22 protein-coding genes are annotated in these 20,210 nt (G+C 72.1%); 12 read left to right on the top strand and 10 right to left on the bottom strand.

Features of this window, described 5'->3' with window-relative positions:
* The first annotated feature begins 8 nt into the window (after window positions 1–8).
* Complete coding sequence (locus NE235_RS03825; RefSeq protein ID WP_252799376.1) at window positions 9–1,436, top strand: MFS transporter; 1,428 nt, start codon at window positions 9–11, stop codon at window positions 1,434–1,436.
* Between the two features lie 99 nt (window positions 1,437–1,535).
* Here the strand turns inward: NE235_RS03825 and NE235_RS37130 are convergent, their stop codons facing one another.
* Both NE235_RS37130 and NE235_RS03815 read right to left on the bottom strand, forming a co-directional pair.
* Complete coding sequence (locus NE235_RS37130; RefSeq protein ID WP_308206016.1) at window positions 1,536–1,922, bottom strand: cold-shock protein; 387 nt, start codon at window positions 1,920–1,922, stop codon at window positions 1,536–1,538.
* A 45-nt stretch (window positions 1,923–1,967) separates the two neighbouring features.
* Window positions 1,968–2,591, bottom strand: coding sequence for an HAD family hydrolase (locus NE235_RS03815; protein WP_252799374.1), 624 nt, complete (start codon window positions 2,589–2,591; stop codon window positions 1,968–1,970).
* Window positions 2,592–2,833: 242 nt separating this feature from the next.
* On the opposite strand from NE235_RS03815, the gene NE235_RS03810 reads away from it, so the two are divergent.
* Window positions 2,834–3,262, top strand: coding sequence for a hypothetical protein (locus tag NE235_RS03810; RefSeq protein ID WP_252799372.1), 429 nt, complete (start codon window positions 2,834–2,836; stop codon window positions 3,260–3,262).
* A 106-nt stretch (window positions 3,263–3,368) separates the two neighbouring features.
* Window positions 3,369–3,986 carry a TetR/AcrR family transcriptional regulator gene (locus NE235_RS03805; protein ID WP_252799371.1) on the top strand — a complete coding sequence of 206 codons (618 nt, stop codon included), beginning with the start codon at window positions 3,369–3,371 and terminating at the stop codon, window positions 3,984–3,986.
* 24 nt (window positions 3,987–4,010) lie between these two features.
* On the opposite strand, the gene NE235_RS03800 is transcribed toward NE235_RS03805, so the two are convergent.
* Genes NE235_RS03800 through NE235_RS03790 form a run of 3 tightly spaced genes read right to left on the bottom strand, consistent with a single transcriptional unit; the run spans window position 4,011 to window position 6,161 of the window.
* Window positions 4,011–4,883: an ABC transporter permease gene (locus tag NE235_RS03800; protein ID WP_252799369.1), complete on the bottom strand. Its 873-nt coding sequence runs from the start codon at window positions 4,881–4,883 to the stop codon at window positions 4,011–4,013.
* A complete protein-coding gene (locus NE235_RS03795; RefSeq protein ID WP_252799367.1) occupies window positions 4,795–5,619 on the bottom strand; it encodes an ABC transporter ATP-binding protein in 825 nt (274 codons plus the stop codon). Before NE235_RS03795 ends, NE235_RS03800 begins: the two co-directional genes overlap by 89 nt.
* Entirely contained in the window at window positions 5,616–6,161 is a 546-nt protein-coding gene (locus tag NE235_RS03790; RefSeq protein WP_252799365.1) for a MarR family winged helix-turn-helix transcriptional regulator, read from the bottom strand. Before NE235_RS03790 ends, NE235_RS03795 begins: the two co-directional genes overlap by 4 nt.
* A 260-nt stretch (window positions 6,162–6,421) precedes the next feature.
* Between NE235_RS03790 and NE235_RS03785 the strand changes: the two genes are divergently transcribed.
* Together NE235_RS03785 and NE235_RS03780 are read left to right on the top strand one after the other, a co-directional pair.
* Window positions 6,422–7,675, top strand: coding sequence for an MFS transporter (locus NE235_RS03785; RefSeq protein WP_252799363.1), 1,254 nt, complete (start codon window positions 6,422–6,424; stop codon window positions 7,673–7,675).
* A gap of 66 nt (window positions 7,676–7,741) precedes the next feature.
* A complete protein-coding gene (locus NE235_RS03780) occupies window positions 7,742–10,081 on the top strand; it encodes a helicase-associated domain-containing protein (protein WP_252799362.1) in 2,340 nt (779 codons plus the stop codon).
* Window positions 10,082–10,087: 6 nt separating this feature from the next.
* Here NE235_RS03780 and NE235_RS03775 read toward each other — a convergent pair whose 3' ends face one another.
* Entirely contained in the window at window positions 10,088–10,525 is a 438-nt protein-coding gene (locus NE235_RS03775) for a pyridoxamine 5'-phosphate oxidase family protein (RefSeq protein ID WP_252799361.1), read from the bottom strand.
* Between the two features lie 54 nt (window positions 10,526–10,579).
* Window positions 10,580–11,332 (bottom strand): AraC family transcriptional regulator, encoded by a 753-nt coding sequence (locus NE235_RS03770; protein WP_252799359.1) that lies wholly within the window; start codon window positions 11,330–11,332, stop codon window positions 10,580–10,582.
* 78 nt (window positions 11,333–11,410) lie between these two features.
* Between NE235_RS03770 and NE235_RS03765 the strand changes: the two genes are divergently transcribed.
* The 3 genes from NE235_RS03765 (at window position 11,411) to NE235_RS03755 (ending at window position 14,928) form a co-directional block, all read left to right on the top strand.
* Window positions 11,411–12,628: an MFS transporter gene (locus NE235_RS03765; protein ID WP_252799357.1), complete on the top strand. Its 1,218-nt coding sequence runs from the start codon at window positions 11,411–11,413 to the stop codon at window positions 12,626–12,628.
* 108 nt (window positions 12,629–12,736) lie between these two features.
* Entirely contained in the window at window positions 12,737–13,201 is a 465-nt protein-coding gene (locus NE235_RS03760) for a hypothetical protein (protein ID WP_252799356.1), read from the top strand.
* Between the two features lie 74 nt (window positions 13,202–13,275).
* A complete protein-coding gene (locus tag NE235_RS03755) occupies window positions 13,276–14,928 on the top strand; it encodes a DNA repair helicase XPB (protein ID WP_252799353.1) in 1,653 nt (550 codons plus the stop codon).
* A gap of 58 nt (window positions 14,929–14,986) precedes the next feature.
* Here the strand turns inward: NE235_RS03755 and NE235_RS03750 are convergent, their stop codons facing one another.
* Complete coding sequence (locus NE235_RS03750; protein ID WP_252799351.1) at window positions 14,987–15,433, bottom strand: nitroreductase/quinone reductase family protein; 447 nt, start codon at window positions 15,431–15,433, stop codon at window positions 14,987–14,989.
* Window positions 15,434–15,556: 123 nt separating this feature from the next.
* Here NE235_RS03750 and NE235_RS03745 point away from each other — a divergent pair, with 123 nt between their 5' ends.
* Together NE235_RS03745 and NE235_RS03740 are read left to right on the top strand one after the other, a co-directional pair.
* The gene (locus tag NE235_RS03745; protein ID WP_252799346.1) at window positions 15,557–16,270 is read left to right on the top strand and encodes a TetR/AcrR family transcriptional regulator; all 714 of its coding nucleotides are present in this window, start codon (window positions 15,557–15,559) and stop codon (window positions 16,268–16,270) included.
* A gap of 83 nt (window positions 16,271–16,353) precedes the next feature.
* Window positions 16,354–16,689, top strand: a complete 336-nt coding sequence (locus NE235_RS03740) for an XRE family transcriptional regulator (RefSeq protein WP_252799345.1) — start codon at window positions 16,354–16,356, stop codon at window positions 16,687–16,689.
* 115 nt (window positions 16,690–16,804) lie between these two features.
* Here NE235_RS03740 and NE235_RS03735 read toward each other — a convergent pair whose 3' ends face one another.
* Window positions 16,805–17,395 carry an LURP-one-related/scramblase family protein gene (locus NE235_RS03735; RefSeq protein ID WP_252799343.1) on the bottom strand — a complete coding sequence of 197 codons (591 nt, stop codon included), beginning with the start codon at window positions 17,393–17,395 and terminating at the stop codon, window positions 16,805–16,807.
* A gap of 34 nt (window positions 17,396–17,429) precedes the next feature.
* Window positions 17,430–18,002, bottom strand: coding sequence for a TetR/AcrR family transcriptional regulator (locus NE235_RS03730; protein WP_252799342.1), 573 nt, complete (start codon window positions 18,000–18,002; stop codon window positions 17,430–17,432).
* A 60-nt stretch (window positions 18,003–18,062) separates the two neighbouring features.
* Here NE235_RS03730 and NE235_RS03725 point away from each other — a divergent pair, with 60 nt between their 5' ends.
* Window positions 18,063–18,557 (top strand): HXXEE domain-containing protein, encoded by a 495-nt coding sequence (locus NE235_RS03725; protein ID WP_252799340.1) that lies wholly within the window; start codon window positions 18,063–18,065, stop codon window positions 18,555–18,557.
* A 77-nt stretch (window positions 18,558–18,634) separates the two neighbouring features.
* Window positions 18,635–20,194, top strand: coding sequence for a D-alanyl-D-alanine carboxypeptidase/D-alanyl-D-alanine endopeptidase (dacB, locus tag NE235_RS03720; protein WP_252799338.1), 1,560 nt, complete (start codon window positions 18,635–18,637; stop codon window positions 20,192–20,194).
* Window positions 20,195–20,210: the final 16 nt, after the last annotated feature.

Below are 20,210 nucleotides of genomic sequence, written 5' to 3'. Positions count from 1 at the left end.
TGGACGGCATGAGTTTGTGGTCACGTACGGGCGCCGCCGGGCGGGCGGTGCGCGCGGTGGCCCGGAGGATCGCGCGTGCGGCGCGCAGGGCCACCCACGCCGGAGGCGCGGGCGGCAGCGGCCTGGGCGCGTTGATCGAGCTGAACGCCCTGAACAGCGCCGGTGACGCGCTGATCGCCGTGGCGCTGGCGGGCACGATGTTCTTCAGCCTGGACGTGCAGCAGGCCCGCGGCCAGGTCGCGCTGTACCTTCTGGTGACGATGGCGCCGTTCGCGCTCGTCGCGCCGCTGATCGGCCCGGTCCTCGACCGCATGCGCCACGCCCGCCGCATCGCGATCGCGGGCACGATGCTGGCCCGGGGCCTGCTGTGCTGGGGCATGGCCGGCGCGGTCCTGCACAAGGATCCGGTGACGCTGATGCCGGCGGCGTTCGGCGCGCTGGTGTTGTCCAAGGCGTTCGGGGTGTCGCGGAACGCCGTCACGCCCCGCGTGCTGCCGCCGGGTCTGGGCCTGGTCACCGCGAACGCCCGCGCCTCCTTCACCGGCGTGGTCGCCGCGTCCGTCATGGCGCCGCTCGGGGCGGGCCTGGTCGCCGTCACGAACGCGGGCTGGGTGCTGCGCGCCGCCACGGTCCTGTTCATGGTCGGCGCGATCTCCGCGATGCGGCTGCCGTCGCACGTGGACACGCCCCTCGCCGACGCCGTGCAGGCCGCGGGCGGGGAGGCGAGGAACGAGGAGGCCGACGCGACCGGGGAGCCGGGCGAGGCCGGGGGCCACGCGGACGGCCGGGGCCGGTGGCGGACCCTCCTGCGGGTCGGGCCGGTGGTCTCCGAGGCGATGCTGGTCAACGCCGCCCTGCGGGCGCTGGCCGGGTTCCTGATCCTCTACCTGGCGTTCCTGCTGCGGACCAAGGGCTTCGTGGACGTCTTCTCCCCGAACCTCGCGCTGGGCCTGCTCGCCGCGGCGGCCGGCGCGGGCGGTCTGGCCGGCACCGGCCTGGGCGCGCTGGTCAAGGAGCGGGCGCCACGGGCCATCCTGTTCGGCACGCTGCTGGCGGCGACCGTCACGGCGGCGGTGTGCGCGGCGTTCTTCGGGCTGATCGCCGCCCTGGTGGTGGCGTTCGTCGGCGCGCTCGGCCAGTCCCTGGGCAAGCTGGGCCTCGACGCGATCGTGCAGCGCGAGGTCGGCGACGAGATCCGCTCATCGACGTTCGCGGTGACCGAGACGGTGCATCAGCTCGTCTGGGTGGTCGGCGGGCTGGTCGGGCTGGGCATGTCGATCGTGGCCGCCAACGGCCACATCGCGCTCGCCGTGGTCGCGGGCGCGCTCGCGCTGTCGCTCGTCACGCTGGCCGCCCCGCGCAGGCACCGCCGCGCCGTACGGCGCCGCGAACGCGCCGCGGAGGGCGAGCCCAGCGTCGCCGACACCACCGCCTGACGGCGCCGGACCGTGCTCGCCTCCGCGTCACACGGCCCGTCGTGCCTCACCGGCCACCGGCCGGCCCCCTAGGGGAGGCCCACCGCCGCCGGCTCGCGGCTACTGGGGGTCCAGGTCGTCCGCGACCGCGCGCAGCACCTCGCCGATCTTCTTGGCGACCCTGCCCTCGGGGTGCTTGCCCCGCCGGTAGGTGTTCGAGACGCCGTCGAGGAGTTTGATGAGGTCCTCGACGATCGGCACCATCTCGTCGGGCTTCTTGCGCTTGGCCTTGACCACCGAGGGCGGGTTGTCGAGCGCGCGGACGCTGAGCGCCTGCTGTCCCTTGCGGCCCTCGACCACCCCGAACTCGACGCGCTGCCCGGGTTTGAGCGAGGTCACGCCGCCGGGGAGCGCGGAGGAATGAACGAACACCTCACCGCCGTCATCGCGGGTGAGGAAGCCGAATCCCTTGTCGGCGTCGTACCACTTGACCTTGCCAGTGGGCACAGGGGACCTCGTTGCTAGCTCTTGTCCGGGCGAGTCACATCAAGGCTATTGCCTCGACGGGGAACCAGGGCTGATCAGTTCGTTCAAAGTGTCCGGGAAACCCCGCAAATCGGGCAACACGATATCGGCTCCGTAGGCTCGGAGCGCCTCTGAATCGTACGGCCCCGTGGCGATCGCGACACTCCGGGCACCCGCCGCCCGCGCCGCGTCGATGTCTGCGACGTGGTCTCCGGCGTACGCCGTGGCGCCGAACCTCCGCAGCGCCTCGCCCTTGCCGGCCGCGTAGAAGCCGCCCGCGACCTCGTCGACGTTCAGGCCGAGGAAGGTCACGGTGGCCTCGGCGTCGTGCTGGTTCTTGGCGGTGACGACGATGACGCGCCCGCCCCGGGCCCGTACGGCGTCGACGGCCGCGCCCGCGCCGGGCATGGGCGCCGTGCGGGGCACCGCGATCTCCTCGTAGACGGCGCGGTACCGGGCGGCCATCTCCGGGACGTGCTCGGGCGGGAACCAGTGGGCCAGTTCGAGTTCGAGCGGCGGGCCGAGCCGCGAGACGACGGCGGCGATGTCGATGAACACCCCCGTCTCCACCGACAGCCGGTCGTAGACCGCGGCGATGGCGTCACGGGTGTCGGCGAGTGTCAGGTCCAGGTCGAATCCCACAGCGAGCACGCGCCATAGGGTACGTACCATGCCGACACACGCGTGCCCGCGCCCTCCCGGTAGTGGCGATGCGACGGGATCCGAGTGGGAGGGCGCGGAGTCTGCGCGAAATGTGGATCTATTGATTTGGTCACCGGCCGAGCCTGCATTAATTACAAGCCCGTAACTGCGGTTACGTGTTGCGGATATACCCAGTGACCGCCCTCCGAACCGCACAGACGTCGATCCGCTCCCGAGAGTAAGAAAAGAAAATGGCGAGATGGCGTAGTAAATCCGGGAATGTCGCCGAGGATTCCGGTCAGGGTGCCGGCAAGGACTCCGGGAGGGACTCCGCCGAGCGGACCGTTCCGCAGGCCGGACGGCACCGACCCGACGGCGAGCGGCTCCGGAACGGCCTGGGCAGGGCCACCGGCGCCCTGGCGACCCTGGTCGCGGTGGCGGCGACGGTCATCGCCGTCATCCTGGCCCTGCACATCGCGTTCGTGGTGTTCTCGGCCAACCAGGCGAACCCCATCGTGCGCACGGTGAACGACTGGGCGCACGGGCTCGCCTGGGAGTTCCGCGACATGTTCACGCCCAAGGACCGGCGGGTGCGGGTGCTCGTCGACTACGGGATCGCCGCCGCCGTCTACCTCATCGCCGGAAGGGTCATCGCGGGGCTGATCCGCCGGATTCGCTGAGCCCCGCGTTCGTACGCGCCCGGCGCCGTGCCACATACGGCCGCGTTCGCCGGACATCGGCCGGCCGTTCGATGGCCTACGCTCTTTCTCGGAGGAGCTACCGAAAATGCAGAGATCGACCCGAGAACGGATCGTCGCCGAGGCGCTCCGGCTCTTCGCCGAGCGCGGATACGCCGCGACGTCCGTGGCGGAGATCGAGGCCGCGGCGGGCCTGTCCCCCGGGGCCGGCGGCCTCTACCGCCACTTCCGCTCGAAGGAGGAGGTCCTGGCCTCCGCCGTGCGTGAGCACATCACCCGTACGGCCGAGCAGATCTCCACGACCTTCGAGCAGTCGGCGGCGCTTCAGGAGCAGCCTCTGGCGGACCGGCTGCGCCTCGCGGCCGCCGCGGGTCTGCGCAAGATGCGGGAGGAGGCGGACCTCATCCGCGTCCTGTTCCGCGACCTGGACAAGTTCCCGGGTCTCGTGACCGAAATGCGCGAGGGCATCGCCAACCCCCTGTACGACCTGTTCGCCAAGTGGCTGTCCGGCCAGCCGGAGCTGGCCGCGGCCGACGAGGACTGGGACGCCGTCGCGCTCGTGCTCGGCGGGTCGATCGTCAACTACTGGCTGGCCCAGGACGCCCTGCACGAACCGCCGAACCTCGTCGACGAGGACCGTTTCGTGGGCGGCTGGACCCGCCTCGCCATGGGCCTGGTCGGCACCAGGGCGGAGGCGGTCCAGTAACTCCTCGGCGCCGCCGGGCGCGGCTCAGCGGACGAGGCGGCCCAGCAGCGCCGACGCGGCGGCGATTCCGGCGATCGCGGCCACGACGAGCACGCCGAGGTCCAGCGGCAGGTGCCCGGGCGTGCCGATGAGCAGGTTCCGCAGGGCGTCGACCTCGTAGCTCAGCGGGTTGACGTGGCTGATCGCCTGGAGCCACCCCGGCATCAGACCGACCGGGTACAGCGCGTTGGAACCGAAGAACAGCGGCATCGTGATCGCCTGGCCGATGCCCATGAGCCGGTCGCGGGACATGGCCAGCCCGGCGATGGTCATGGACAGGCAGGAGAAGAACGCGGTGCCGAGCATGACGATCACGACGACGCCGAGCCACCGCAGCGGGTTCAGCGTCAGGGCCACGCCGAGCAGCGCGGACAGCACGAGGATGGCGACGGCCTGCGCCAGCGAGCGCACCCCCGCGGCGAACGCCTTGCCGGTGACCAGCGCGGCCCGCGGCGTCGGCGTGACGAGCAGCTTGGCCAGCACGCCCGCGTCCCGCTCCCAGATGATCTGAATGCCGTAGAAGATGGCGATGAACAGCGCGGACTGCGCCAGGATGCCCGGCGCGAGGTAGTCCAGGTAGGGAACCTTCCCCGTCGGGATGGCGCGGATCCGGGAGAACGTCTCTCCGAAGATCAGCAGCCACAGCGCGGGCTGGATCGCGCGGGTGTACAGCTCGGTCCGGTCGTGCCGCATCTTCTGCAGCTCGACGATGCACATCGCGGTGACCCGGGCGAGCAGCAGCCGCCACGGGGCGCGCGGGGCCGGTGGTTCAGCCGAGCCGGCCGGCGGTGCGCCGAGTGCGGCGCGCGTCGCGGAAGCCGTCTCCCGGCTCGTCGAGCCGGTCTCCGGTGTAGGCACGGAACACCTCCTCCAGGGTGGCGCCCGGTTCGAGCCCGGACTTGAGTTCGGACGGCGTGCCGAGGGCCTGCACCCGGCCGCGGTGCATCAGCGCGATCCGGCCGCAGTGCTGGTCGGCCTCGTCCATGTAGTGGGTGGTGACGAGGACGGTCATGCCGGTCGCCCGCCGTACCTCCTGGATGCGCTCCCAGACGCCGTCGCGCGCGACCGGGTCCAGGCCGATCGTCGGCTCGTCGAGGATGAGCAGGCGCGGGGCGCTGACGAGGGCCTGGGCCAGCTCCAGCCGCCGGATCATGCCGCCGGAGTACGTCTGGGCGCGCCGCTCGGCCGCGTCGGCGAGCCCGACCGCGGCCAGGACCTCCTCGACGCGTTCCCCGCGCTGCCGCCGCGGCACGTCGAACAGGCGGGCGAACAGCCCGACGTTCTCCCGTCCGGTCAGCGCGGCGTCGGCGGACAGTTGCTGAGGCAGGTAGCCGATCGCCCGGCGCACGGCCATCCGGTGGCGCGCGACGTCGAGCCCGAACACCTCCACCATGCCGGGCCGCGCCGGCAGCAGCGTCGTGATCAGCCGGATCGTCGTGGTCTTGCCGGCTCCGTTCGGCCCGAGCAGGCCGAAGATCTCCCCTTCGGCCACGTCGAGGTCGACGCCGTCCACCGCGACCTTGTCGCCGAACGCGTGCCGCAGGCCCCGGCACACGATCGCGTGGCGATCGGCCGGTCCGCTCTCGCCGTTCATCGTTCACCCCCGTCGGAAGATGGGTGTTCTCGTTCGTCGCCCGCGTCGCCCGCGTCTTCGTGCGCGGCGTCGCTCGGGGCGCCGTTCGCGGCGCCGTCCTCCGCCAGGCGGGCGAGGAGGCGGCGCAGGGCGGGCAGCGCGGCGGTGATCGACGCCCGGTCCTCCTCGGACAGTTCGCCGAGGTGGGCGCCGACGAGCCGGGCCCGGCGGTCGCGCCAGGCCGCGAGACGCCGGCGCGCCGCGTCGGTGAGCTCGAGCCGGGCGGCCCGGCGGTCGTCCGGATCCGTCTCCCGGCGCAGCATCCCGGCGCGGACGAGCTGGTTCACCAGGGTGCTGACCGAGTTGTCGGCCAGCCGGAGCTCGCGCGCGGCCGCCGCCACGCTCACGCCCGGATTGCGGTCGACGACGACCATGAGCTCGATCTGGGCCGGGCGCAGGTCCGGTGGCGGTGCCGCCTCGCGCAGCCTGCGCCGTACGACACGGCGCATCGCCATCGTCACGTCCATGAGGTCGCCACCCAGCCGGACGCCATCGCTACCCATAAATCCGGATATTACCTCCTTAGCAGAGGTAATCAATTCCCCTGGGGCTTTTGGGACCGGCGTGACCACTGAGGATGTGGCGGCAGGGAAAGGGTCCTCCACCGGTCCCGCCACTCGTCACCGACGGTAAAAAAGCCGCTCCATGGAGTGGCCGGTCATCGGACATGGCCGGCGCGGTCCCCAGGCCCGGCCCCCCCGCCCCGCCTCCGGCCCGCTTCGAGATCGGATCGGAGCGTCATGTCCGTACGAGAGGAACGAAAGTGATCGCCACCGTGCGGAGGTTCCTGTCCCTGGGCCGCCCCGCCAAGGTGCTGCTGCTCAACGAGATCGGGGAGACGGCCGGCCTCCTCATGCTCGCGCCGTACCTCGCCGACCACCTCACGCACCACATCGGGCTGGCGGTCTGGCTCGTCGGCCTCCTCCTCGGACTGCGTCACTTCAGCGAGGGCGTGTTCGCCATGGGCGGCACCCTCGCCGACCGCGTCGGCTACAAGCCGGTACTGGTCGCCGGCTGCGGCCTGGAGGCACTGGCCTGCGCGCTGTTCGGCCTGTCGGCGGCCGTGCCGTGGCTGATCGGGGCGTCCATCTTCAGCGGACTCGCCCGCGCGCTGTTCGTCCCCTCCCGGCGCGCGTACCTCGCCCAGGTCGAGGAGGAGCGCAAGGTCGAGGCGTTCGCCCTGGCGGGTGTCTGCCGCCGGATCGGGGTGCTGGTCGGCCCGGTCGCCGGCATCCCGATGATGCACGCGGGCTTCGAGGCGCTGTGCCTCACCTCCGCCGCGATCTTCGCCGTCCTGGCACTGGTGCAGTGGCGGCTGCTGCCGCCGTGCGCCGGCACCCACCAGGGCTCGGACCGCCCGTTCTGGGCCGAGTGGCGGGAGGCGCTCGGCGACCGGGTTTTCCTCGCCTTCGCCACGACGATGTTCGCGTCGTACTCGCTCGTCTACCAGCTCGGTTTCGGGCTGCCGATCGAGGTGCGCCGCGTCTCCGGCGGGCGGGCCGGCATCACCGCCCTGTTCGTCCTGTCGGCCATCCTCGGCCTCGCCGGGCAGGTCCGGCTCACCCTCTGGTGCGAGCGCCGCTGGACGCCCGGCCAGGTCATGGTGCGCGGCCTCATCGTGATGGGCGTCGCGTTCGTCCCGCTGATGCTGCCGCCCCCGCACGGCGGGACGCTCGTCCGGCTGCTCCCCGTCATGCTGTGCGCGGGGATCCTGACCATCGGCACGATGATGGTCTTCCCGTTCGAGATGTCCACCATCGCCGACCTCGCCGGCGACCGCGGCGTCGGGACGTACTACAGCGTCAACAACCTGCTGTCCGGGGTCGGCTCCGTCTTCGGCAACCTGCTCAGCGCCGCCGCGATCGGCCTGTCCCGCGCCCTGGACCTGGCGGGCCTGCCGTGGCTCGTGCTGCTGCTGCTCGGCCTGCTGTCCGCCACCGCGCTGACCTTCGTGAACAGGGGCGACCGGCTCTCCGTCGGCCGGCCGGCCCCGGCCGGGGTCGGCACGGCCCCCTGACGGCCGATCGATCTCGATCTCGCGCGCGGGACCATCAGGTCGTCATCCGCGAATACCGTTGTGGGCGTGAGCACGGACACCTACGCCGACTGGCTGCGGGCGCGCGGCGACGAGGATCTGCGCGCCCTGTTCGCGGCCCGTCCCGAGCTGATCACCCCCGTGCCCGCGGACATGGGAGCGCTGGCCGCCCGGGCCTCCGCGGCATCCGCCGTGTCGCGGGCGCTCGACCGCCTGGACCGGCTAGCGCTGAACCTCTTCGAGGCGGCCCTGGTCCTGCCCTCGCCCATCGCATACGGCGACCTCCTGGCGGCCGTCTCCCGCGAGCCGTCCGGCGCCGCCCCGATCCGGGAGGCCGTCGACCGGCTGCGCGACCTGGCCCTGATCTGGGGCGACGACGACGCCCTGCGAGTGGTGCCCGGCGGGCGGCAGGTGATCCCGCACCCGGCCGGCTTGGGCCCGCCCGTCCGGGAGGCGTTCGCGGCCTACCCGTCCGACCGCCTGTCCGCGCTGCTCGGCGACCTCGGCCTGGAGTCGGTCGACGAGATCCCCGGCCGGGCCGGCGCGCTGGTCGAGGACGCCGGCCCGGAGGCCAGGGCCGCCCTCGACCGGCTCACCTGGGGACCGCCCGTCGGCCGGGTCGACGGTGCCCGCCGGCCCGTCACCCTCGCCACGGCCTCCTCCCCAATCGAGCGCCTCCTCGCGCGCGGCCTGCTGGCCGCGACCGACGACCGGACCGTGACGCTGCCCCGCGAGATCGGGCTGCACCTGCGGGACGGCCGCGTGTTCACCGACCTGCGGACGACACCCCCTCCGCTCGGCGGCACCGCCCGCGCCGGCCGGCTGGTCGACCGGACCGCCGGCGGCCAGGCGTTCACCTTCGTGCGCACCGTCGAGGACCTGCTCGACCGCTGGGGCGTCGATCCGCCCGGCGTGCTGCGCGGCGGTGGCCTCGGCATCCGCGACCTGCGCGCGACCGCGACCGCGCTGGACGTGCCGGAATGGACGGCCGCGCTGCTGATCGAGGTCGCGTACGCCGCCGGGCTGCTCGCCCGCGACGGCGACCACGACGGCCCCGCGGGCGCGTGGTGGCTGCCGACCCAGGCGTACGACCTGTGGCGGCTACGCGACGTCCAGCGCCGCTGGACCGACCTGACCACCGCCTGGCTGCTCACCGACCGCGCGCCCGGCCTCGCGGGCGAACGCGACGACCGCGACCGGCTGATCAACGCCCTGTCCGACGAGGCCGTACGCGTCAGCGCCCCGCAGGTGCGCCGGTCCGTCCTCGGCGCCCTCGCCGACGCCGAACGCGGCACGGCGCCGAACGCCGACGAGATCTTCGCGTACCTCGCCTGGCAGCAGCCGCGCCGGGGCGGCGCCCTCCGCGAGCGCCTCGTCGGGTGGACGCTGCGCGAGGCCGAGGCCATCGGCGTCACCGGACTCGGCGCGCTGTCCGGCCACGCCCGCGCGCTCCTGGCGGGCGGTGACGCGGCCAAGGCGCTGGCCGCGGTGCTGCCCGAGCCGGTCGACCACGTGCTGATCCAGGCGGACCTGACCGCCGTCGCCCCCGGCCCGCTCGTCAGCGACCTGGCCCGCGAGCTGGCGCTGGCCGCCGACGTCGAGTCGACCGGCGGCGCCACCGTCTACCGCTTCACACCCACGTCCGTACGCCGGGCCCTCGACGCGGGGCGCGGCGCGTCGGAGCTGATCGACCTGCTGAAGCGGCACTCGACGACCGACGTGCCGCAGCCGCTGGCGTACCTCATCGAGGACGTCGCCCGACGGCACGGCCGGCTGCGGGTCGGCGTCGCCTCGGCGTACGTCCGCTGCGACGACCCGGCCGTGCTCGACGAGATCATCGCGGACCGGCGCTCGGAGCAGCTCCGGCTGCACCGGCTCGCCCCGACCGTCCTGGCCTCCCGCGCCCCCCGCGGCGAGTTGCTGGAGTCGCTGCGCGCGCTGGGGTACGCCCCGGTCGCCGAGTCGCCGGAGGGCTCCGTCGTGGTCACCCGGCTCGACGCGCGCCGCGCCGAGACCACCCACGGCGCGTATGAGCCGGCGCACCACTCCCAGGTCGGCGGCGTCGCGGGCCCGGACGACTCGGTCGTGACGGCCGCCGTCCGCGCCCTCCGGGCCGGTGAGCGGGCCGCGCGGACCACCGCCCCGGCGGGGGCGCCGCCGCGCTCGCCCGCGATGGCGATGGTCCAGCAGCTACGGCAGGCCGCCGACCGGGGCGCCCGCGTGTGGATCGGCTACCTCGACCAGCAGGGCCAGGCGTCGAGCCGCATCATCGAGCCCGCGCGCGTCGAGGGCGGGTTTCTCACCGCGTACGACGCGACGCGGGCCGCCGTCCAGCGGTTCGCCCTGCACCGCATCACCGGCGTCGCGGAGGTCGACGGATCGCCCTAGGGCCGGTCACTCCGGGCGTTTGCCGAAGTCGGCGCTGCACCAGTGCTCCGGGCGGATCCGGAACAGCGCGAGGCCCTCTCCGTGGGTGCTCCGCAGGTACCGGTCGCCGAGGTCGGGGCCCAGGTAGCGATGGGCCAGCTCGGCGCGCTCGGTCTCGCCGGCGGGTTCGTCGATGGCCGTGACCGGCCCCTCGACGGTGACGTACCGGTAGGGCGGGTCGTCGTTGTGCGCGCACAGCGAGACGCGGCCCGCCTCCCTGATCAGCTCGGCCTTGCGGCTGCTCGCGCCGGTGATGAAGTACAGCTCGCCGCCGGGCTGGTAGCAGTACCACAGCGGCATCGTCACCGGTGCCCGGTCGCCGCCGTCGCCGGCGACGCTGAGGACGCCGATCCGCACGCCCGCCAGGAACGCCTCACGCTCCTCGACGCTCATCACCTGGCTCACATCGGGACCCTTTTCCGCGCCGCGCCCCGCGCCAACGCCCGCCGCGGCAAAGTTTCAGCGCGGACCGGAGCCGCCCGCGTACCGGCCCGGCGTCACGCCGAACGCCTGCCGGAACGCGTCGATGAACGCGCTCGGGCTGCGGAAGCCGCTGGACGTGGCGACCTCGGTGACCGGCGCGCCGGTGGCCAGGAGCGTGAGGGAGTGGTGCAGCCGCAGCTGGGCGCGCCACTGCGGGAACGTCATTCCGGTCTGGTCGCGGAAGAGCCGGCTGAGCGTGCGTTCGGAGGCGCCGACGGCCCGGCCCAGCTCCGCGAGGGTGCGCCGGTCCGCGGGGTCGTCGGCGAGGATCGCGGTGAGGTCGCGCAGCCGGGGGTCGGCCGGAGCGGGCAGGCGCAGGGCGAGCGCCTCGACGCGGCAGAGCTGGTCCAGGGCGACCGTCTCGAGGTTGTGCCGCTGCCGGCCGGTCAGTCCGGTGTCGTCGGTCAGCGCGACGATCACCTCGCGCAGCAGCGGGGTGACGGCCAGGACGGTGGGTTCGTCGAGCCGCAGCGGGTTCACGGCGGGTTCGAACAACAGGGTGCGCATCTCGGTGTGGCCGTGCGCGCGGTGGGCGTGCGGCATCGTGGCGGGGATCCACACGGCGCGGTGCGGCGGGACGACCCAGGCGCCCGCGCCGGTCGAGACCTCCAGCACCCCGCGGCTCGGGTAGATCAGCTGGTGCCGCGCGTGATCGTGCCAGTCGATCCAGGTCCGGGGCGGGAGCGCCCGGAGTGTCCAGCCTTCGAGATCGAGGCGGGTCACCGACATTGTTCGGCAGAATAGCGGAAGTCCGCCGGTGGTGGTCCCCGGGATCCTGTCGATCATGTGTGCTCCAGGAGTTCGACGATGACCGCCACCGGCGACCGCGACGGCGCCACCGGGACCCTCGGCCGGCCGTCCGGCGGCCGGGCCGCGCGCCCCTCGCCGTGGCGCCGGATGTGGCTGTGGGGGCTCGCGCACGCGGTCGACGACCTCTACCAGGGCCTGGTTCCCGCGAGCGTGCCGTACTTCGTGCTGGACCGGCACTACGGGTACGTCGCCGCGTCCGGGCTGACCATGGCCGCGACCTTGGGCAGCGCGGTGCCTCAGCCGTTCATCGGCCTGGCCGTCGACCGCCTGCGGCTGAGCTGGCTCGCCGCCGCGGGCGTCGCGCTCGCCGGGACGGGACTCGGGCTGGCGGGCCTCGCCGGCTCGTACGCGCTCGTCTGGACGCTGATCCTGATCTCGGGGCTGGGCGTGGCGATGTTCCACCCGGCGGCGGGCAAGGGCGCGCGGGAGACGGCCGGGGACAGCGCCGCCGCGATGAGCGTGTTCGCGGCGGGTGGCAGCGTCGGCTTCTTCCTGGCGCCGGTACTGGCGACGCCCGCGCTTGTGTCGATGGGCGTCGGCGCCCTCGCGCTGTTCATCCCGCCCGCCGTGCTGGTCGGCTTCGTGCTGTTCCGGCGGCGGCACCGGCACCGGGCCGACGCCGCCGCGGCCGCCGCGCGTACGGGCACCGACCGCTGGCCGCCGTTCCTCGTGCTGACCGGCATCGAGATCGTACGGTCGGTGGCGTTCACCGGGGTCAACACGTTCATCGGGCTGTACTGGATCCGGCACCTGCACGCGTCGCGGGAGGTCGCGGGCGTGGCGCTGGCGTGCTTCCTCGTCGGCGGCGTCGGCGGGACGCTCCTCGGCGGGCGCGTCGCCGACCGGATCGGCCTCGTCCGCACGGTGCAGCTCGGCGGCGTCGTGGCCCTCCCGGCGCTGGCGGGTCTGCGCCTGGCGCCCGGCCCGGTCCTGCCCCTGCTGTTCGCCGTGCTGAGCGGCGTCGCGCTGAACATCCCGTTCGCGGTGCTCGTCAAGCTCGGCCAGGACTACCTGCCGACGCGGCCCGGGACGGCCGCCGGGGTCACGCTCGGTCTGGGGGTCAGTGTCGGCGGCCTGATCGCGCCGGTGTTCGGCCTGGTCGCCCAGGCGCACGGTCCGCAGGGCGTGTTCGTGGCCCTGTGCGGGGTTCCGGTCGCCGCCCTCGTGCTGGGCCGGTTCCTCGTCGAACCGGGCGGTGGCTCGACGGACGATTGACGCAACACGGCAAGATGGAACCAAACGGTGATCGGGTAAGTCGGACTTATCCGCCATGCTTGGCATGTCGATTACGTTCTTCGACCTACGAGCTGGGGGCTCACCACCGTGACATGGCAGGACCCGTATGGGCAGTACGGTCAGAGCCCACACGGCCAGGACCCTTACCAGCAGCAGGGCTGGCAGAACACCCAGCCCGGCTGGCAGGACCCCTACGCCCAGCAGCAGGGGTACGGAACGCAGCAGGGGTACGGGCAGCAGCAGGGCTACGGCTATTACGGGCCGCCCGGCGCGCCGCCCGCCGGCTCGAACGGCGGCGCGGTCGGAGCACTGATCGCCAACATCGTCTCCGCCCTGCTGTGCTGCGGCGGCATCGCCTGGCTGCCCGGGATCATCCTGGCCGCCATGGCCATGAACCGGAACACCACGGACCCCGAGTCGGCCAAGCAGCTCACCCTCTGGTCCTGGGTGTGCTTCGCGCTGAACTTCGTGCTGGTGGCCGTCCTGATCGTGGTGCTGTTCGCCATCGGCGTGATCGGCGAGAACTCGGGCACGAGCTCGCCCACGTACTGACCGATCCGGCGCGGGAAGCCTCACGGGGGCTCTGGCTGTTGGACACTGAGACCCCACCGCCAGAAAGGCATCACGTGACCGACGGCCCGCTGATCGTCCAGTCCGACAAGACCCTGCTGCTCGAGGTCGACCACGACGCGGCGAACGCGTGCCGGAAGGCGATCGCGCCGTTCGCCGAGCTGGAGCGCGCGCCCGAGCACGTCCACACCTACCGGATCACCCCGCTCGCGCTGTGGAACGCCCGCGCCGCGGGCCACGACGCCGAGCAGGTGATCGACGCGCTCATCACCTACGCGCGGTACCCCGTACCGCACGCCCTGCTCGTCGACGTCGCCGACACGATGGGCCGGTACGGCCGGCTGCGGCTGGAGAAGCACCCGACCCACGGCCTCGTCCTCGCGTCGTCGGACCGCGCGGTGCTCGAAGAGGTGCTGCGGGCCAAGAAGCTCAAGCCGATGTTCGGCGAGCGCGTCGACGACGACAGCGTGGCCGTGCACCCGAGCCAGCGCGGCGCGCTCAAGCAGGCCCTGCTGAAGCTCGGCTGGCCCGCCGAGGACCTCGCCGGGTACGTCGACGGTGAGACCCACCCGATCGCCCTGGAGGAGGACGGCTGGGAGCTGCGGGCGTACCAGCGGGACGCCGCCGAGTCGTTCTGGCACGGCGGCTCGGGCGTCGTCGTGCTGCCCTGCGGCGCGGGCAAGACCATCGTCGGCGCCGCCGCCATGGCGCACGCCTCCGCGACCACGCTGATCCTCGTCACCAACACCGTCTCGGCGCACCAGTGGAAGCAGGAGCTGCTGCGCCGCACGTCGCTGACCGAGGACGAGATCGGCGAGTACACCGGCACCAAGAAGGAGATCCGGCCGGTCACCATCGCGACGTACCAGGTCCTGACCACCCGCCGGAAGGGCGTCTACGCCCACCTGGAGCTGTTCGACGCCCGCGACTGGGGCCTCGTCCTGTACGACGAGGTGCACCTGCTGCCCGCGCCGATCTTCCGCATGACCGCCGACCTGCAGACCCGCCGCCGCCTCGGCCTGACCGCCACGCTGGTGCGCGAGGACGGCCGGGAGGGCGACGTGTTCTCTCTCATCGGCCCGAAGCGGTACGACGCGCCGTGGAAGGAGATGGAGGCGCAGGGCTGGATCGCCCCGGCCGACTGCGTCGAGGTCCGCGTGACGCTGACCGACTCCGAGCGCCTCGCGTACGCCACCGCCGAGCAGGAGGAGCGCTACCGCTTCTGTGCCACCACCGAGACCAAGACGTCGGTCGTGCAGGCCCTCGTCGAGCGCCACCGCGGCGAGCAGCTCCTCGTCATCGGCCAGTACATCGACCAGCTCGACGAGCTCGGCGAACGCCTCGACGCGCCGGTCATCAAGGGCGAGACGAAGATCAAGGAGCGGGAGCGGCTGTTCGACGCGTTCCGCAGCGGTGAGCTGCAGGTCCTGATCGTCTCCAAGGTCGCCAACTTCTCGATCGACCTGCCGGAGGCGTCCGTCGCCATCCAGGTGTCGGGGACGTTCGGATCGCGGCAGGAGGAGGCCCAGCGGCTCGGCCGGGTCCTGCGCCCGAAGGCGTCGGGCAAGGGCGCGCGGTTCTACTCGGTCGTCGCCCGCGACACGCTCGACCAGGACTACGCCGCCCACCGCCAGCGCTTCCTCGCCGAGCAGGGCTACGCCTACCGCATCGTCGACGCCGACGCCGTCTACAGCGACGAGGACATCTGACCGGCCCTTCGCCGGCGGCCCGTCCCTGCGCGGGCCGCCGGTCGTGGCGGCTGCGGGCTCAGTCGATCCGGAAGACCGGCACGGTCGCGGCGATGGCCGCGAGCCGCTCGTCGTCGGCCTTCTTGATGTCCTCCTCGAAGAACCGGGCGACCTCCCAGCCCCAGCGCTTGAAGTACTGCCGCAGCAGCGCCGGCTTCTGCTCGTCCGGCAGCTCGGTGACGGTGATCGCCTCGGTCCGCCGGCCGAGGCGCAGTTCGCCCTCGCCGGAGACGCGGATGTTGCGGACCCACTGGGTGTGGCCGCGCGGAGCGATCAGGTAGCGGGTGCCGTCGTAGGTGAGGACGTTGACCGGGTTGGTGCGCCACTCGCCGCTCGTCCGCCCCCGTACGGCCAGGATGCGCGTGCCGAGCAGGCTGATCCCCTTGCGGGTCAGGAAGTGGACGACCTTGTTGAAGTAGACCTCGAACCCGGCGGCCTGCACGTGCCGCGGCTGAACGGCGGTCATCTGGATCTCCTCAATGTGAGCACTGCTCTCGATCGAGATCAGTGTGCACCAGAAGAGCGAGACAAAGCAAGAGCAGTGCTCTCGTATTTGTTCACCGATCTGTCGAGTGACAGACTGGAAGACATGAACGCGAGCCGTACCGCACGCGAGCGGGCCAGGTCCGAGCTGACCCAGGAGATCAAGGAGGCCGCCCGACGCCAGCTCTCGGTGTCCGGCGCCCAGGCCCTCTCGCTGCGGGCCGTCGCCCGCGAGCTCGGCATGGTCTCCTCGGCGCTGTACCGCTACTTCGCGAGCCGCGACGAGCTGCTCACCGCCCTGATCATCGACGCGTACGAGGCCCTCGCCGCCGAGATCGAGGCCGCCGACCGCGCCGCCCTCTCAGCCGACTTCCGGGGCCGCTGGGAGGCGGCCTGCCGGGCCACGCGTGCCTGGGCGACCGCGCATCCCCACGAGTACGCGCTCCTCTACGGCTCCCCCGTGCCGGGCTACCACGCCCCCGAGACGACGATCGCCTCGGGCTCCCGGGTGCCCATCGCGCTCATGACCATCGTCCGCGACGCGCACGAGGCCGGCGCGCTGACCCTCCGGGACGAGGAGCCACTGCCCCCGACCCTGACCGACCAGGCCGTCCGCATCACGGAATTCCTGGGATCCGACATCCCGAACGATGTGGTCATCCGGAGCGTCACCGCCTGGACCCAGCTGTTCGGCATGATCACCTTTGAGCTGTTCGGCCAGTACGCCAACAGCCTCGACCCGGCCGACACCTTCTTCGACTACAGCGTCGACCGCATGGCCGACCTGATCGGCCTCCCCGAGACCGATCAGGTCGAATGACCTCCCCGCGCGGTCGACGCCTCGCCACCCCTCAACGCCGAGGATGCTGGTCGCCCAACGGCACTCACCGACGAGGAAGACGCATGAACCGAAAGTGGGATGACGTCAAGCGGGAAGCCGCGCAGATCCGCGAGGAGCAGGGGCGAGAATTCACTGATGAGATGCGGGCGAGGATTCGACGCCAGATGCTGGACGAAATCCACGCCTATCAGTTGGCGGAGGTCCGCCGCCGTCAGTCCCGCACTCAACGAGAAGTGGCCGCAGCCATGGGCGTCTCGGCTCCCAGGGTGTCCGCGATCGAACACGGCGACATGAACAAGGTGGAGATCGCCACGCTCCGTTCCTACGTCGAGGCGCTCGGCGGAAAACTACGAATCATCGCCGACTTCGGGGACGACGACTCCTGCATCGTCGCATGATCCCGCGACGGCGGTCGCCCGTCCTGACCGCCGCAGCATCAGGGCCGAGGTCGCGGGTTGCTCCACCGACCAGAATCCTCGGCGCTCGACGCCGCGTGACCGCGGGCGCCGGGGCTCATTTCTTGTTCTCGCGGAGTACCACGTCGATGGTGATGGCGGTCGAGATGACCAGGGTGCGGAGCGGGTCGGGGAGCTGGTACGGGATCTGCACCGCGTAGCGGTCGGCCGTGGTGAACCAGGCGGCGGCCAGGCCCTCCCACTGCTTGTTCACCCGGGCGACCTCGACGCCCTGCCAGTCGGTGATCGTGAAGTCCCAGGCGAAGAAGTCGCCGCGGATCTCGCCGAGCTGGCGGTCCTGCGGGTCGAGCAGCGTGAAGCGCGGCCGGAGGCCGAAGTGGCACTGGATCGCGCCGATGGGCTGGCCGTTCGGCCAGGTGATCTGCACCTTCGGCGTGACCAGGGCGAAGGGCTTGTCGATGATCAGCATCGGCATGCCATCGGGCCGTACGACGTGCAGGGTGTGGCGGGTGTTCCCGGAATACTGGGAGAACATGAAGCGCATGGCCTTCTTGCCGCCGGAGAGGTTCGGCTCCCCCACCGTCGCGACCGGCTGACCCTGACCATTGAAGACGGTGTACCGCGACTCAACGGCGAGAACTCTCTTGGGCTGCTCGACGAGCAATACGGGGGAGTTGAAGAGATCCACGGCGGAAGCTTACGACCTTGATCGGACCGGCATGCTATGGAAGGCCCGCTCCGTGGATCACCAGGTCGAACACGGCGGACGCCGACGCCGCCGGAGCCGGGACGCCCATGACGATCGGCCGGTACAGGGACGGGCCCACCACGACGTCCATGAGGAGGTCCGGATCGACCTCGGGGCGCAACGAGCCCTCGGCGACCGCCCGGTCGATCAGGGCCCGGGCACGGTCCCGTAGCGGGTGGACGAACCGCCGGCGGTACTCCCCCGCGAGTCCCGGGTCCGCCATGATCTCGGCGGCGAGGGCCGGGAGTGCCCGGCCGGCGACGGTCTCGGCGAGCCCTTCGTACGTGACCTCGAGCAGGCGGCGGAGGTCGCGCAGCGGGTCGCCGGTCTCCTCGATCGACCGGTCCCCCAGGTGCGTCGCGATGGCGTCGAGGACCATCTCCCCCTTGGACGGCCAGCGCCGGTAGATGGTCGTCTTGGCGACTCCCGCGCGCCGGGCGACCTCGTCGATCCGCAGGGCCGGGTACCCGGCCTCGGCGAGGAGTTCGAGTGTCGCCGCCAGGATCGCGCGGTCGCGGGCCGCGTCGCGCGGTCTTCCGATACTCACGGTTGCGTATTATGCCAGCCACACCTTACGCTACCGAAGGTTTCGTTAAGGGAGGCGATGATGACCGGATGGCGAGGGTGGTCGTGGGCGCTGGCGGGCGCGTTCGCGCTGCACAACGCCGAGGAGGCGCTCACGATGCCCCGCTTCCCCGGCACGGCGGGCCGGCTCGACCAGGCCACTCTCAACCGGCTCATGACGGCGATCTCCGCGCTCGGAGTGGCGGCCGCCGCCGCCGGCACGACCGGCCGCCCCACCCCGTGGAAGCCGTACCTGCCCGCCGGGATGGCCGGAGTGATGCTGCTCAACGTGGCGCTACCGCACGTTCCGGCGGCCGTCGTCGCGCGCGGGTACGCCCCCGGACTCGTCACCGCGGTCGGCCTCAACCTGCCGATCGGCCTCGCGGTGCTGCGCGGCGCCGTACGAGAGGGCGCGATCACCCGGCGCGGCCTGCGCCGCACCATGCCCGTCGCGCTCGGGGTCCTGGCCTGCGCTCCGCTAATCGTGGCCGCCACCCGGGCCGCCACGCGAACGGGCGGGTCTCGCCGGCCGATCTGACCGCCAGGCGGCCCGATAACGGGCGAATATCGCAAGTGTGGAATGCAGCCGTATCTTGATCGTTACGATCGGTTGCCATGAGTCGATCTCTGAAAGGGACGATCGCCGTCCTGGCGGGCGGAGCGGCCGTCGCGACGGCGGCCGTGGCCCTAACACAGACGGATACCAGCACGGCGACGCCGACGGCCTACACCAGCGGTGATCTCAAGGCCGACCTCGACAACATCCTCACGGACGGCCGCCTCAAGGGCGCGAGCATCGGTGTCATCGTCCGCAACGCCAAGACCGGCGCGGTCCTCTACGACCGTGACTCCGACGCACAGGAGATCCCTGGCTCCAACAACAAGATCGAAACGTCCACCGCGGCATTCGGCATCCTCGGCGCCGGCTACCGGTTCCGTACGAGCGTCTACACGCGCGGCGGGAACCTGTACCTGAAGGGCACGGGCGACCCGACCCTGCGGGCGGCCGACTACGACAAGCTCGCCGCCGCGGTCGCGGCCAAGGGCATCAAGAAGATCAAGGGCAGCCTGGTCGCCGACGACACCTGGTTCGATCGGCAGTTCACCCCGCCGGGCTGGGACCCCTCGGACCTGCCCTACTCCTACGGGGCTGGGATCTCCGCGCTGAACGTCTCGCCGGACGACGTGTTCGACGCCGGATCGATCGGCGTGACCATCACCCCGGGTCAAGAGGGCAAGCCCGTCAACGTCACGCTGAATCCCCCGACGAGCGTCGTGAAAGTCGACAACCGGGCGACGACGGGGAAGGCGGGGACGGGTTCGACCGTGTCGGTCGACCGTACGGGCGGCACGAACACCATCGTCATCACCGGGTCCTACCCCGCGGACGGCGGGAAGGAGGACCATCTCTCCGCCGCGCCGAACCCGACGCAGTACGCGGCCGACGTCTTCCGCAGGGCGCTCACGGCCCATGGAGTCACCGTCGCGGGGGCGACCAAGCGGGCCGCGACCCCCAAGACCGCCAAAGTGGTCACCACCCGGCGGTCGATCCCGCTGTCCGAGCTGGCGACGCCCTTCCTCAAGCTCAGCAACAACCAGATCGCCGAGATCCTGACCAAGGCGATCGGCCGTAAGGTCGCGGGCAAGGGCACCCGGGCGGCGGGCATCGCCGCGACGTCCCGGTACCTCAAGACGCTCGGCGTCGACACCACCAAGGTCAAGCAGACCGACGGCTCGGGGCTCTCGCGTACGAACCAGACGACGCCCCGGCAGGTGAGCACCATCCTCAAGGCCGTACAGGCGAAGCCCTGGTTCTCGACCTGGTACAACGCGCTACCCATCGCGGGTCAGCCCGACCGGCTCGTCGGCGGCACCCTGGCCTCACGGATGAAGGGAACCCCCGCGGCCGGGAACGTCCACGCGAAGTCCGGCACGCTCACCAGCGTGACCGCGCTGAGCGGTTACGTGAAGGACGACACCGGGCAGCCGCTGATCTTCTCGATCATGTTCAACGGCTACCAGGGCGGTGCGCCGAAGGACATCGAGGACAAGATCGTGGTCCGGCTCGCGGCGGGCACGTCCGTCTCCGCGCAGAACACCGTCCGCAAGGAGGCGACGCGGAGCGGCGGGCACCTCGAGTCCTCCTGGACCAAGGGCAAGGCCACGAACCGCTGATCGCGACCACCGGCCG

It is taken from the genome of Actinoallomurus spadix (assembly GCF_024055725.1).
Classification (GTDB): Bacteria; Actinomycetota; Actinomycetes; order Streptosporangiales; family Streptosporangiaceae; genus Actinoallomurus; species Actinoallomurus spadix.
Note: the sequence above shows the minus strand (reverse complement) of the source record. Positions and strands in the feature narration are given on the sequence as shown.